General features: G+C 59.6%; 10 protein-coding genes. 8 read left to right on the forward strand and 2 right to left on the reverse strand.

Features of this window, described 5'->3' with window-relative positions; translation table 11 throughout:
- A partial coding sequence (locus GSM73_RS27525; RefSeq protein ID WP_256676950.1) for a filamentous hemagglutinin N-terminal domain-containing protein occupies nt 1–2,538 on the reverse strand: 2,538 nt, incomplete at its 3' end.
- 635 nt (nt 2,539–3,173) lie between these two features.
- Between GSM73_RS27525 and GSM73_RS18260 the strand changes: the two genes are divergently transcribed.
- From GSM73_RS18260 to GSM73_RS18295, 8 genes are all read left to right on the forward strand, one after another.
- On the forward strand, nt 3,174–4,799 hold the full coding sequence (locus GSM73_RS18260) for an ABC transporter substrate-binding protein (protein ID WP_076383545.1): 1,626 nt from the start codon (nt 3,174–3,176) through the stop codon (nt 4,797–4,799).
- 304 nt (nt 4,800–5,103) lie between these two features.
- Nucleotides 5,104–6,705 (forward strand): ABC transporter substrate-binding protein, encoded by a 1,602-nt coding sequence (locus tag GSM73_RS18265; protein WP_047229026.1) that lies wholly within the window; start codon nt 5,104–5,106, stop codon nt 6,703–6,705.
- Nucleotides 6,706–6,876: 171 nt separating this feature from the next.
- On the forward strand, nt 6,877–8,310 hold the full coding sequence (locus tag GSM73_RS18270) for an OprD family porin (protein WP_047229027.1): 1,434 nt from the start codon (nt 6,877–6,879) through the stop codon (nt 8,308–8,310).
- A gap of 75 nt (nt 8,311–8,385) precedes the next feature.
- A complete protein-coding gene (locus tag GSM73_RS18275) occupies nt 8,386–9,981 on the forward strand; it encodes an ABC transporter substrate-binding protein (RefSeq protein WP_076383542.1) in 1,596 nt (531 codons plus the stop codon).
- Between the two features lie 74 nt (nt 9,982–10,055).
- Nucleotides 10,056–11,066, forward strand: coding sequence for an ABC transporter permease subunit (locus GSM73_RS18280; protein ID WP_107321871.1), 1,011 nt, complete (start codon nt 10,056–10,058; stop codon nt 11,064–11,066).
- 10 nt (nt 11,067–11,076) lie between these two features.
- Nucleotides 11,077–11,988 carry an ABC transporter permease subunit gene (locus GSM73_RS18285; RefSeq protein ID WP_047229030.1) on the forward strand — a complete coding sequence of 304 codons (912 nt, stop codon included), beginning with the start codon at nt 11,077–11,079 and terminating at the stop codon, nt 11,986–11,988.
- Nucleotides 11,989–11,998: 10 nt separating this feature from the next.
- The gene (locus tag GSM73_RS18290; protein ID WP_047229031.1) at nt 11,999–12,967 is read left to right on the forward strand and encodes an ABC transporter ATP-binding protein; all 969 of its coding nucleotides are present in this window, start codon (nt 11,999–12,001) and stop codon (nt 12,965–12,967) included.
- Nucleotides 12,967–13,947, forward strand: coding sequence for a peptide ABC transporter ATP-binding protein (locus GSM73_RS18295; RefSeq protein WP_047229032.1), 981 nt, complete (start codon nt 12,967–12,969; stop codon nt 13,945–13,947). The genes GSM73_RS18290 and GSM73_RS18295 overlap by 1 nt, the downstream gene beginning before the upstream one ends.
- Before the next feature lie 198 nt (nt 13,948–14,145).
- Here GSM73_RS18295 and GSM73_RS18300 read toward each other — a convergent pair whose 3' ends face one another.
- On the reverse strand, nt 14,146–14,391 hold the full coding sequence (locus tag GSM73_RS18300) for a hypothetical protein (RefSeq protein WP_160893492.1): 246 nt from the start codon (nt 14,389–14,391) through the stop codon (nt 14,146–14,148).
- Nucleotides 14,392–14,731 lie beyond the last annotated feature (340 nt).

A 14,731-nucleotide genomic window follows, 5' to 3' on the forward strand; every position in this document is an offset into this window, starting at 1 on the left:
GCGGTTGAGCAGTTTATCCACGGTCAGCTTCAGCGCCTGACCGGCGAATACCTGGCCGCCATCGCTGTTGTCGAGGTTCTGGCTGATCAGGGTGACGTCTGCGTTGCTCGACAGCTCACCGCCACGGTTGTCGAGGTCGTCGACATCGAGATCCAGCGCTTTTGTCGCGCCGATCAAACCGGCCTGACGGTTGTCGAGACTGGTTGCCTTGAGCGTCAAGGCATCGGTGCTGATCAACGTGCCTTCGCGGTTATCCAGCGAGGTGACGGTGGCCTCAAGCCCGGTCTTGCCGGCGATGCTCCCGGCGCGGTTGTCCAGGCGATCCGCGACCAACAGCAGAGCTCCGTCGGCGATCAATGAGCCGCGCTGGTTGTCGAGCAGGGTGTCGACCGTCAGGTCAAGTTGATCGCGGCTGCTGATCAGGCCATCGCTGTTGTCCAGGCTGTTGCTGCGACTGTCCACGGACGCCGCCGAGATGACGCCCCGGGCGTTGTTGAGGAGCTGGGCGATTCTGAGCACCAGGCCTTGATTGCTCAGCAATTTGCCGCCGCTGTTATCGAAGTTCTGCGCCGCCAGGGTGAACGCTTGCTGGCTGGAGATTTCACCGCTCTGGTTGTTGACGTCCTTGAGGTTGTTCAGCAGCAACGCACCCGAGGCGTTGATCAGGCCGCCCTGGTTGTTCAACTGGCCCTGGTTCATGTCCAGGCTCAGACTGGTGTTGCTGAACAGTTCGCCGTCCTGCTGATCCAGGCCCGTAACGCTGGCATCCAGCGTTTTCGCACTGGCGATGCGGCCAGCGGCGTTATTCACCTGGCCGGCCTTTAGCTGCAGCGTATCGCCGCTGATCACGCTGCCCGAAGCGTTGAGCAGTTGCCCAGCCAAGTTCAGGTTCAGCCCTTGTTGGGCAGAAAGCGATCCCTGGCGGTTGTCCAGCGACCCGGCGCTCAATTGCGCGTTTTTGCTCGCAGTGAGACGCCCGCTGTGGTTGTTTATCTGGCCGCTGGCATTGATGTCCAGGGACTGCCCCGCCGCCACCAGACCCGCAACGTTATCCAGCGAGGCAACACGCAACGTGACGCTGCTCAAGCTGCCAAGCTCACCGTCGTGGTTATTCAACTGCCCAATATTGGCCGTCAAGTTGCCGTTGCTGCTAACCACGCCTTGAGTGTTGAGAAGCTTGTCGGCCGTCACGCTCAACGCACCACTACTCAACACCCGCCCCTTGCTCTGATTATCCAACCTCCCGACTTTTACCGTGCCGGCTTGCCCGGCGCTCAAGGTCCCGCCCTGGTTGTTCAACGTCTGCGCAACATTGGCCGTCAGATTGCGACTGGCGATCACACTCTTGCCGTTGTTGCTGAGGTTTTGCGCCGTGAGGCTCACATCCCCCGCCGCATTGCGCGAGTTATCAGCATTGACCCCGGCCTCAATAATGCCGTTGTTGCTCAACTGCCCACCGGCATTCAGGGTGATGGAGTTGCGCGCCGCGAGGGTTTTCTGGTTGGTCAGGTTGCCTTGGGTTTGCGCGTTCAACGTGGTGCCGGCGTAGACCGGACCACGGGCGTCGAGGCTGGCGGCCTTGACCTTGACGGCGCCGCTGGCCGAAGTATCGACCAGGCTCAGGTGCCCATTGGCATCGAGCTGAATATCACCACCACTGGCAATCAATTTGCCGTCCAGCTTCACGCCGACGCCGGCCTCGGTGCCCACCAACTTGATCGCCCCGGCGTACATCCCGCCCAGCGCCGAGGAGTCGATGGCCAGTTCCGGTTTAGCACTGCCGTCATCGGCGCGGGCGGTGGCGCTCAAGGTGTCGGCGTTGACGTCATTGCGTCCGGCAATAATCGTCAGGTTTTTCGCCTGGATCTCGGCGTTGATCTTGGCGCTGCGGGTGATGATTTCGAAGTGGTCGACGTTGTTGGCGTTGAGGCCTGCGCCTTCGATGGCGACGCTGCCTTTATCCACCTGATAACGATCCAGCCGACCGTTTTCCACCACCGGTTTACCGGTGCTCAAGGTCACTTTCGGGCTGTTGATAAAACCGCAGCCATTACAGGTGATGCCGTACGGGTTGGCGACGATGACGTGGGCCGACTGCCCCGCCACTTCGGTGTAGCCACGTAACTGGCTCGGGTTGCCGCCGTTGACTTCGTTGAGGATGGTCTTGGCCGCCGTGCCATTGAGGTTCGGGTTGCCGAGGATGATCCCGCCCAACTGGGTGGACTGGGTGCGCGAGGTGGCGTTGTTGAGGATCACGCCGTTGCTGCCGACGTTGTAATCCTTGAACTGGTTGTGGGACAGGCCGTTGCCGTTGGGCTTGGCGATGTTGACGATGGGCACGCCGTTGCCGGCCCGGTCCAGGCCTGTGCCCGGCGCGCTGACCACGATGCCGTCAGCCTGGGCCCACAGCGGTTGCCAGAACATGACGTTGGCCAACAGGAACGCAAGGCCGCGTTTGGGCATGCCCCAGAAGTGCTCGCGGGTTTGCAAGGCAGCAGAAGGCTGGCAGGCCAGAAAGGCGTGTTGGCGGTCGTCCATGATCGAGTCTCGTTGCAGCAGGAATTTAAAGAAGCACTTCCATGCGAATGTCGAGCGGCGGCAAAACCAGACACGACTTTGCTCCAGGGGTGGGTGAAGGCTGGTGCTTACCCCCGGGCCAGAAAGTGACATCAAAATAGTGGCGCGATATTAGATAGCCATTATTCTGGCGTCAATGAATGAATGCGCAAACAAGGGGCTGTACGGACCACCGGTCTGGAGATGGAGGGGTAATTGTCAGGCTGCCATCGCGAGCAAGCTTTGCTCCCACAGAGGATCAGTCACATGCAGTAGCGCGCAATACACACAAAGGCCGCGTGGTTAAACACACAAGGCCCCTTGGGTTGCACCCCTCTATCTCGCGGGTTTCATGGGGTGATACCTGCCCCAATGCGGTGCACAAATACCTTCGAGGCGCACAGGAATCGGGCGCAACTTGTATCAAAAACGGCCCCGCAAACGATCAAATGCGTCAGAAGTTACACAGATGCGACATTAAGGTACGTTCGTGCCACTGTTTCAGGCCTGTAACCGCTCTGGATCTTGCATTGGGTATGGGGCCTGCATAAGTATCCGCAGGACGACTCACGAGGTCGCCCTCAAATCCAAAAATGACAACAAATCATGAGGCCAACATGCTTAAACACGCGGTCATTCCGTTTTTAGTCGGCGCAGGCTTGTTAGCCAGCGCACCTTTCGCCCATGCGGCGACTAACCTGGTGTTCTGCTCCGAAGGGAGTCCGGCCGGTTTTGACCCTGGTCAGTACACCACCGGAACCGACTTCGACGCCTCTGCAGAAACCATGTTCAACCGCCTGACCCAGTTCGAACGCGGCGGCACCGCTGTGATTCCTGGCTTGGCGACCAAATGGGACATTTCCGAAGACGGCCTCACCTACACCTTCCACTTGCGTGAAGGCGTCAAGTTCCACACCACCCCGTATTTCAAGCCGACTCGTGAATTCAACGCCGACGACGTGCTGTTCACCTTCAATCGCATGATCAGCAAGGATGACCCGTTCCGTAAGGCCTACCCGACCGAATTCCCGTACTTCACCGACATGGGGATGGACACCAACATCACCAAGATCGATAAAGTCGACGACCACACCGTCAAGTTCACCCTCAAGGATGTTGACGCCGCGTTCATTCAGAACATGGCCATGAGCTTCGCCTCGATCCAGTCCGCTGAGTACGCGGCCCAACTGCTCAAGGAAGGCAAGGCCCCCGACATCAACCAGAAGCCGGTCGGCACCGGCCCGTTCGTGTTCAAGAGCTACCAGAAAGACTCCAACATCCGCTACACCGGGAACAAGGATTACTGGAAGCCTGAAGACGTGAAGATCGACAACCTGATCTTCGCCATCACCACCGACCCATCGGTACGCATCCAGAAGCTGAAGAAGAACGAGTGCCAGGTCACCCTCTTCCCACGCCCAGCCGACCTCAAGGCGCTGAAGGAAGACAAGGCACTGAAGATGCCTGACCAGGCGGGTTTCAACCTGGGCTACATCGCTTACAACGTGATGGACAAGATCAAGGGCAGCAACGAGCCGAACATTCTGGCCGACCTGAAAGTTCGCCAGGCGCTGGACATGGCGGTCAACAAGCCACAGATCATCGATTCGGTCTACCAGGGCGCTGGTCAACTGGCGGTCAACGCCATGCCGCCGACCCAATGGTCCTACGACACCACCATCAAGGACGCCAAGTACGACCCTGAGAAAGCCAAGACGCTGCTCAAGGAAGCCGGCGTCAAGGAAGGCACCAACATCACCCTGTGGGCGATGCCGGTACAGCGTCCGTACAACCCGAACGCCAAGCTGATGGCTGAAATGCTGCAGTCCGACTGGAAGAAGATCGGCCTGAACGTCAACATCGTCAGCTATGAGTGGGGCGAGTACATCAAGCGCTCCAAGGGCGGCGAGAACCAGGCCATGATCATTGGCTGGAGCGGTGACAACGGTGACCCGGACAACTGGCTCAACGTGCTGTTCGGCTGCGACTCGCTGGCCGGCAACAACTTCTCCAAATGGTGCGACAAGAAGTTCGACGACCTCGTCAAGCAGGCCAAGCGCACGACCGACCAGGCCAAGCGCACCGAACTGTACAAACAGGCGCAACACGTCCTCAAGGACGCTGTGCCGATGACACCTATCGCTCACTCGACGGTGTATCAACCCATGCGCGCCAATGTGCAGGACTTCAAGATCAGCCCGTTTGGCTTGAACTCCTTCTACGGCGTCAGCGTCAGCAAATAAAGGTAGGCAACGGCGGCGTTTCTGACGGCGCCGTTGCTTTATCTGCCGAGACCAAGACTCAGGAAAACGCCTACATCCAAAAGCACTGCGTACCACAGCAGCTGGTTTAGGACGTATCGCCTTTTCCCACAAGTCTTTCAGGCGTTACGCATTTACTGCCTGGCCCGCGGCCCATACCGTCGGGAGCCAGGTCGATCTGCTGGCGCTGCGGCATCGCTGTTCGCAATGGATTGAACTCAGTGCCCGGACAGGTCCTGCAAGGGCGCCGGTCTCTGTTAAACACCCCATAGAGAGAGGGAGCGTCATGCGCCATACCTTGGTTTTATCCGCATTGCTGGGCACCGGCCTGCTGGCCGCCACTTCCATGGCCCAGGCCGCCGGCGGCAGTCTGGTGTTCTGCTCCGAAGGCAGCCCCGCCGGTTTCGACACCGCGCAATACACCACCGCCACTGACAACGATGCCGCCGAACCGCTGTACAACCGCCTGGCCGAGTTTGAAAAGGGCGCGACCAACGTCGTACCTGGCCTGGCGACTAGCTGGGACATTTCCGAAGACGGCCTGAAATACACCTTTCACCTGCGCGAAGGGGTGAAGTTTCATACCACCGATTACTTCACGCCGACCCGGGATTTCAACGCCGACGACGTGCTGTTCACCTTCAACCGCATGCTTGACCCGCAGCACCCCTTCCGTAAGGCCTACCCGACCGAGTTTCCATACTTCAACGGCATGAGCCTGAACAAGAACATCGCCAAGGTCGAGGCCACCGGGCCGCTGACCGTGGTCATGACGCTCAACAGCGTGGACGCCGCGTTCATCCAGAACATCGCCATGAGTTTCGCCGCGATCCTGTCGGCCGAATACGCCGATCAGTTGCTCAAGACCGGCAAGCCCAGCGACATCAACCAGAAGCCGATCGGCACCGGGCCGTTCGAGTTCAAGAGCTACCAGAAAGACTCCAACATCCGCTATGTCGCCAACAAACAGTACTGGGCGCCGGAGCGGGTCAAACTGAACAACCTGATCTTCTCCATCAACACCGATGCCTCGGTACGGGTGCAAAAACTCAAGGCCAACGAATGCCAGGTCACCCTGCATCCACGTCCAGCCGATGTGCCGGCCTTGAAGAACGACCCGAAACTGCAACTGATCGAGAAACCCGGTTTCAACCTCGGCTACATCGCCTATAACACCCGTCACAAACCGTTCGACCAGGTCGAAGTGCGCCGGGCGCTGGACATGGCGGTGAACAAGCAGAGCATCCTCAACGCCGTGTACCAGGGCGCAGGGCAACTGGCGGTCAACGCCATGCCGCCGACCCAGTGGTCTTACGACGATACGATCAAGGACACCGCCTACAACCCGGAAAAAGCCAAGGAGTTGCTCAAGGCTGCCGGGGTCAAGGAAGGCACCGAAATCACCCTCTGGGCCATGCCGGTACAACGCCCGTACAACCCCAACGCCAAGCTGATGGCCGAAATGCTTCAGGCCGACTGGGCGAAAATCGGCCTGAAGGTGAAGATCGTCAGCTATGAATGGGGCGAATACATCAAGCGCACCAAGAACGGCGAGCACGATGTCAGCCTGATCGGCTGGACCGGTGACAACGGGGACCCGGACAACTGGCTGGGCACGCTGTACAGCTGCGATGCCATTGGCGGCAACAACTACTCCATGTGGTGCGATCAGGACTACGACAAGCTGATCAAGCAGGCCAAGGTCGTCACCGATCGCGACCAGCGCACCGTGCTCTACAAACAGGCCCAGCAATTGCTCAAGCAGCAAGTGCCGATCACCCCTGTCGCTCACTCGACGGTCAACCAGCCGCTGAGCGCCAAAGTCGAAGGGTTCAAGGTCAGCCCCTTCGGTCGCAACGTGTTCTCGGGCGTCAGCCTGAACCCATAACTGATTAGCCATACAGCAGGGCCCCATTTGGGGCCCTCACGCAGACGTCTTGCCGAAATTCACCGTTCAGGCGTAATGCAAACGTTTGCGAAGCCAAGATGAGTTGTAAAAACCGATAGCCGTATCACTAAAAAAGACCGGCATTAAAAAGAAAGAAAAGGAGCGTTACCGATGAAACTGAGCAACACCGCGTTACTGGCCTTGGCCATCAGCAGCGTTACGGCCACGGCGTACGCAGAATCACAGAGCCAGGCGTTCACTCCGGTGACCGTGAAAGAAAAAAACGCCCAGAGCGAAGCCACCGGCTTTCTGGAAGGCCAGTCGGTGACGGGGTCTACGCGTAACTGGTACGCGAACGAGCAGCTCAAGCGCGGTGCCAAGTTTGGCTACATCAAAAATGGCGCTCTGGCCGAAACTGATCGTCGTATCAACTGGGTTCAGGGCACTATCGTCAATTACAATTCGGGCTTCACTGAAGGCACTGTTGGTTTCAGCACTGAAATCGCTGCCTACAACGCCATTGCACTAGAGCGGGATCGCGAGAACCTGGCCGCCGGCAACGGTGGCGCGCCAAAGACGGGCACTGCTTCGGGCAACAACCGCACCCTGACCGAAAAAGGCGGTGACGCGGTAGGCCAGTGGAGCAAACTGGGCTTGGCCAACGTAAAGGCGCGGGTCTCCAGCACCACCCTGACGGCCGGTCGCCAGAGCTATAGCAGCCCGCAAGTCGACACCATCGGCAACCGTGCCCTGCCGTCGAGCTTTCAAGGGGTGAGCCTGAATGTCGCGGAGCTGGAAAACCTGACTTTTGACGTAGCAACTTTCGACCGCGTATCTCCTCGTTCGGAACAAAGCCTGCGTAAATTCCGCGCCGAGTATGCTAACGGTCGGCAAGAGTCCGATCACATTAACACCGCCGGCATCACTTACACGCCACTCGCTAGCCTGACCACGAGCCTCTGGGCCACTAAGGCCGAAGATCTCTGGAATCAATACTATTTCGGCGCCACTCATGTGCTGGGCGACAGTTCGGTACTGAGCCTGACCACCGGGCTGAACTATTACAAAACCCAGGAGGAAGGCAAGGCGCTAATCGGCGACATCGACAACGACACTTACTCCTTATCGTTTGGCCTCGCGCACCAGGCCCACAGCCTGACACTCTCCTACCAGCAAGTGAACGGTAACGAGTATTTCGATTACCTGAACGAAACTAACGGCATCTATCTGGCCAACTCCCTGTTGTCGGACTTCAATGGCCCGAACGAAAAATCCTTCCAGATCGCCTACGGCCTGAACATGGCTGAATATGGCGTTCCAGGTCTGAAGTTCAACATCTACCAAGCGCGCGGCTGGGGCATCGACGGCACCCATTACAAAGGCAACAACGGTGTGATCGACAAAGGCTACGATGGCATTCAGATTCAAGACGGTGAACATCACTACGAATACGGCATCGGCGCGTCCTATGCCGTACAAAGCGGCCCATTGAAAGCTACCGCGATCCGTGCGACCTACACCGCTCACCGTGCCAGCGAAAACCAGTCTGATGGCAGCATCAACGAATTCCGCCTGGTCACCACCATCCCGTTCAACATTCTCTAAACCATCCACCGAACGGCCGACTCACGAGGTCGGTCGTTCGGTTTTTGCCATTTAACCGATTGCAGAGGATTGCCGATGAACATGAATCCCCTACGCGCAGCCATCGCCGCTGCGTTGCTGAGTGTCGCCGTAGGCGCCACGGCCAAACCCCTGGTGGTTTGTACAGAAGCCAGCCCGGAAGGCTTCGACATGGTCCAGTACACGACTGCAGTCACTGCCGACGCCGTGGCAGAAACCATTTTCAATCGCCTGGCCGACTTCAAGCCCGGCACCACCGAAGTGATTCCGGCCCTGGCCGAATCCTGGGACATCAGTGACGACGGCCTGACGTACACGTTTCATCTGCGCAAAGGCGTCAAGTTTCACACCACCGATTATTTCAAGCCGACCCGCGACATGAATGCCGACGACGTGGTCTGGAGTTTCCAGCGCCAGCTGGACCCGAATCATCCCTGGCACAAACTGTCGAGCGTAGGCTTCCCCTACTTTGAAAGCATGGGCTTCAAAGAGCTGCTCAAGAGCGTCGAGAAAGTCGACGAGCACACCGTCAGGTTCAGCCTGACCCGCCGCGAGGCGCCATTTCTGGCGGACATCGCCATGGCCTTCTCCTCGATCTACCCGGCCGAATACGCCGACCAGTTGCTCAAGGCAAACAAGACCGGCGACCTCAACAGCAAGCCGATTGGCACCGGCCCGTTCATTTTTCAGCGCTACAACAAGGATGCCCAGGTTCGTTTCAAGGCCAACCCGGACTACTTCCGTGGCAAGCCACCGGCCGATGCGCTGATCCTGGCCATCGCCACCGACAACAACGTGCGCATGCAAAAGCTCAAGACCAACGAGTGCCAGATCGCGCTGTATCCAAAACCCGATGACATCCCCAGCATCAAGAAAGACCCGAACCTGAAGGTGACGGAACTGGACGCGATGACCGTTTCCTACACCGCCCTGAATACCAGTCACAAATACATGAGCGATGTGCGGGTGCGCAAAGCCATCGACCTGGCCTTCGATAAGGAAGCCTACGTCAACGCGCTGTTCGGCAAGGGCAATGCCACCGTGGCGGTCAACCCGTACCCACCGACGCTGCTGGGCTTCAATCATGATCTGAAAAACCCGCCCCGGGACCTGGACAAAGCCCGTCAACTGCTCAAGGAAGCCGGCGTACCTGAAGGCACCGTGTTCACCCTGTTCACCCGTAACGGCGGCGGCCCGACCAACCCCAACCCGATGCTCGGCGCGCAGATGATGCAGGCCGACCTGGCCAAAGTCGGGATCAAGGTCGACATCCGCGTGATGGAATGGGGCGAAATGCTCAAGCGCGCCAAGAACGGCGAGCACGACATGGTTTCCGCCGGATGGGCGGGCGATAACGGCGACCCGGATAACTTCCTGACGCCTATGCTCAGTTGCGAAGCGGCCAAGAACGGCGAAAACTACGCGCGCTGGTGCAACGAGCAATTCCAGGCGTTGATCGACCAGGCCCGCGCCACAGTGAACCCCGAGGAGCGCACCAAGCTCTATGAACAGGCCCAGGTGCTTTTCAACCAGGACCAGCCGTGGATCAGCATGGCCCACACCCGAATGTTTACCGCAATGCGCAAGAACGTAGAGGGCTATGTGATTAGCCCGCTTACGACCAATAACTTCGCCACCACCCAGGTGAAGTAGATAAGAAAACGCCCGGCAACTCTTATCCAGGAGCTGTCGGGCACGCCTAACCGGCTGATGAGGTACACCTTAAGATGTTTAGTTTTATTGCCCGCCGACTGGGATTATTGATCCCCACGTTCTTCGGCATCACCTTGCTGACTTTCGCGTTGATTCGCATGATCCCCGGCGACCCCGTGGAAGTGATGATGGGCGAACGTCGGGTCGATCCCGAAATGCACGCTCAGGCAATGGAACGCCTTGGCCTGAACAAACCGCTGTATGCCCAGTACCTGGACTACATCGGCAAACTGGCCCAGGGCGATCTCGGCGAATCGCTGCGCACCCGCGAAAGCGTCTGGACCGAGTTCAGTTCCCTGTTTCCCGCGACCCTGGAACTGTCCATGGCCGCCCTGTTGTTCGCCGGTATCCTGGGCCTTTTGGCCGGGGTGATCGCGGCACTCAAGCGAGGATCCCTGTTCGACCACGGGGTGATGGGCATCTCCCTGGCGGGGTATTCGATGCCGATCTTCTGGTGGGGCCTGATCCTGATCATGTTCTTCTCGGTGTCCCTGGGCTGGACGCCGGTGTCGGGACGGATCGACCTGCTCTACGACATCGAGCCGAAAACCGGCTTCATGCTGATCGACACGCTGCTGGCCGATGAGCCGGGCGCGTTCCTCGACGCCCTGCACCACCTGATCCTGCCGGCCATCGTGCTGGGTACTATTCCGCTGGCGGTGATCGCCCGCATGACCCGTTCCTCGATGCTCGAAGTGCTGCGCGAAGACTATATCCGCACCGCGCGCGCCAAGGGCCTGTCGCCTTCGCGAGTGGTATTCGTGCATGGCCTGCGCAACGCGCTGATCCCGGTGCTGACCGTGGTCGGCCTGCAAGTCGGCACATTGCTGGCCGGTGCGGTGCTGACCGAAACGATCTTCTCCTGGCCAGGTATCGGCAAGTGGCTGATCGAAGCCATCGGCGCCCGGGACTATCCCGTGGTGCAGAACGGCATCCTGCTAATCGCCTGCCTGGTGATTCTGGTCAACTTCGTCGTGGACATCCTCTACGGCTTTGCCAACCCACGTATTCGTCACCAGCGCTGAGATCAAAACCATGAGTACTCCAACTACCTCGGTAGCAGTCGATCAAAGCCTGCTGTACCCGTCCCCCTACAAAGAATTCTGGCAGGCGTTTTCCCGCAACAAGGGCGCCGTGGCCGGGCTGATGTTCATGACCCTGATCGTGTTCTGCGCGATCTTCGCCCCGTGGGTCGCCCCCCATGACCCGAGCGAACAATACCGCGACTTTTTGCTGACACCGCCGGTCTGGCTCGAAGGCGGTCAGATGCAATTTTTGCTGGGCACCGACGAACTGGGGCGCGATTTGCTGTCGCGGCTGATCCAGGGTTCGCGTCTGTCGCTGCTGATCGGCTTGTCGTCGGTGGTGATGTCGCTGATCCCGGGCATCCTGCTGGGACTGTTCGCCGGGTTCTTCCCGCGTCTGCTCGGCCCGACCATCATGCGTTTGATGGACATCATGCTCGCCCTACCCTCGCTGCTGTTGGCCGTGGCGATTGTCGCCATCCTCGGCCCTGGCCTGATCAACACCGTGATCGCCATCGCCATCGTGTCGCTGCCGTCCTACGTGCGCCTGACCCGCGCCGCGGTGATGGGCGAACTCAACCGTGACTACGTGACCGCCGCCCGCCTGGCCGGTGCCGGCCTGCCGCGCCTGATGTTCATCACTGTGCTGCCCAACTGCATGGCGCCGCTGATCGTGCAGGCAACCTTGAGCTTTTCCTCGGCGATCCTCGACGCCGCCGCCCTGGGCTTCCTCGGCCTGGGCGTCCAGCCGCCAACCCCGGAGTGGGGCACCATGCTGGCCTCGGCCCGAGACTACATCGAACGCGCCTGGTGGGTGGTGAGCCTGCCTGGCTTGACCATTTTGCTCAGCGTGCTGGCAATCAACCTGATGGGCGACGGTTTGCGCGATGCGCTGGACCCGAAACTCAAGAATGCCGCCTGAGGAGATTCCCATGTCACTGCTAGAAATCAAGAATCTCAACGTTCGCTTCGGCGACGCCACCGCCGTTCCGGTGGTCGACGGTCTGGACCTGACCGTGGAAAAAGGTGAAGTACTGGCCATCGTCGGTGAATCAGGCTCGGGTAAATCCGTGACCATGATGGCGCTGATGGGGCTGATCGAGCACCCGGGCATCGTCACCGCCGACGCGCTGAACTTCGATGGCAAGAACATGCTCAAGCTGAGCAACCGCCAGCGTCGGCAGATCGTCGGCAAGGACCTGGCGATGGTGTTCCAGGACCCGATGACCGCGCTCAACCCCAGCTACACCGTGGGTTTCCAGATCGAAGAAGTGCTGCGCCTGCACCTGAAGATGTCCGGCAAGGCCGCCCGCCAGCGCGCCATCGAACTGCTGGAGAAAGTCGAAATCCCGGGCGCCGCCAGCCGCATGAACGCCTACCCGCACCAACTGTCCGGCGGCATGAGCCAGCGTGTGGCGATTGCCATGGCGATTGCCGGCGAGCCGAAACTGTTGATCGCCGACGAACCGACCACCGCCCTCGACGTGACCATTCAGGCGCAGATCATGGACCTGCTGCTGGCCCTGCAGAAAGAGCAGAACATGGGTCTGGTGCTGATCACCCATGACCTGGCCGTGGTGGCTGAAACCGCCCAGCGTGTGTGCGTGATGTACGCCGGCCAAGCGGTGGAAGTGGGCAAGGTGCCGGAGCTGTTCGACATCCCCGCCCACCCGTACAGCGAAGCACTGCTGGCGGCGATTCCGGAACACAGCATGGGCGCCGAGCGCCTGGCGACGCTGCCAGGTATCGTCCCCGGTCGCTACGACCGTCCGCAAGGCTGCCTGCTGTCGCCGCGCTGCCCGTATGTGCAGGACAACTGCCGTCAACAACGCCCGGCCCTCGATCCGAAATCCAACAGCCTAGCCCGCTGCTTCTACCCGTTGAACCAGGAGGTGGCGTGATGGCCGTCGTACTTACCGCCCGTGACCTGACCCGTCATTACGAAGTGTCCCGTGGCATGTTCAAGGGCCATGCGACCGTGCGCGCCCTCAACGGCGTGTCCTTCGAACTGGAAGCCGGCAAGACCCTGGCCGTGGTGGGCGAATCCGGTTGCGGCAAATCCACCCTTGCCCGGGCCCTGACGCTGATTGAGGAACCGTCCACCGGCTCCCTGAAAATCGCCGGCCAGGAAGTGGCCGGCGCGAACAAGGCCGAACGCAAGCAGTTGCGCAAAGACGTGCAGATGGTGTTCCAGAGCCCCTATGCGTCCCTCAACCCACGGCAGAAAGTCGGTGATCAACTGGCCGAGCCCTTGCTCATCAACACCAACCTGTCGGCCACCGAGCGGCGGGAGAAAGTCCAGGCGATGATGAAGCAGGTGGGCTTGCGCCCCGAGCATTACCAGCGCTACCCGCACATGTTCTCCGGCGGCCAGCGCCAGCGCATCGCCCTGGCCCGCGCCATGATGCTGCAACCCAAGGTGCTGGTGGCGGACGAACCGACATCGGCGCTGGACGTGTCGATCCAGGCACAGGTGCTGAACCTGTTCATGGATCTGCAGCAGGAGTTCAACACCGCTTACGTGTTTATCTCCCACAACCTGGCGGTGGTGCAGCACGTGGCCGACGACGTGATGGTGATGTATCTCGGCCGTCCGGTGGAAATGGGCCCTAACGAGTCCATCTACAGCCGTCCGCTGCACCCGTACACCCAGGCTCTGCTGTCGGCCACCCCGACCATCCACCCGGACCCGAACAAGCCGAAGATCAAGATCGTCGGCGAACTGCCCAACCCGCTCGACCCACCGTCCGGCTGCGCCTTCCACAAGCGCTGCCCGTACGCCACCGAGCGCTGCCAGACCGAAGAACCGGCCTTGCGGTTGCTGGATAACCGGCAGGTGGCGTGTCACTACGCCGAGCAATTCCTCGACGGCGCGGCGTAAACCAAAAGGCAACACAGCACTTGTGGCGAGGGAGCTTGCTCCCGCTGGACTGCGCAGCAGTCCTGAAAAACAGGGCCGCTTCGCGCCCCCAGCGGGAGCAAGCTCCCTCGCCACGCGTAATGCATCTGCGAACATGAAAAACCCCTGTTGCCCGGTCAAATATAGGATCGGGCAGCAGGGGTTTTCTTTGTCTGAACTCTACGTCTGGCTATCACCCTCACCACCATCATCGGCATCCGGGTCATCATCAATCGTCGAATCGTCATCATCCTGATCGCCGGGTTGCTGTTCTTCGTTGGCGGCAAGCATCCATTCGCCCTGCGCCACCTGTCCGTTCACCGCTTGTTTTTCATGCTCATCGCATTCGGCCCAGGCCGCTGACGAACCGAGGGACAGCATCAGCACAACCTTCAGCAAAATCATCGCGCGTAGAAATGCGTTCATAGCCGATTCCTTTTTTTCTCTGGTTAAAGCCCTAAGCCTGACGGCGTTCAAGAAACGCTGATCCTGAACGGTCGGTTCCTCAGATAAGACGCCTATGTACGGACAGAAATGCCATGCGGGCACAGAATGGTTTCGAATAAGGATTATCCCGAACGGTTATGAAGTGGACCGACTATCAGCTCACCCCACAAACCTTGTAGGAGCAAGGCTTGCCCGCGATGGCGAAAGCACATTCAACATCCCGCAAGCTGACCCACCGCTATCGCGAGCAATCTTTGCTCCCACAGAGGAATCTGGGCCGAACACAATTTTTTTGCCCGCTGAAGTTCCAGTGTGGGAG

This window comes from Pseudomonas sp. PICF6 (assembly GCF_009831705.1).
In the GTDB taxonomy this organism is placed as follows: Bacteria; Pseudomonadota; Gammaproteobacteria; order Pseudomonadales; family Pseudomonadaceae; genus Aquipseudomonas; species Aquipseudomonas rhizophila.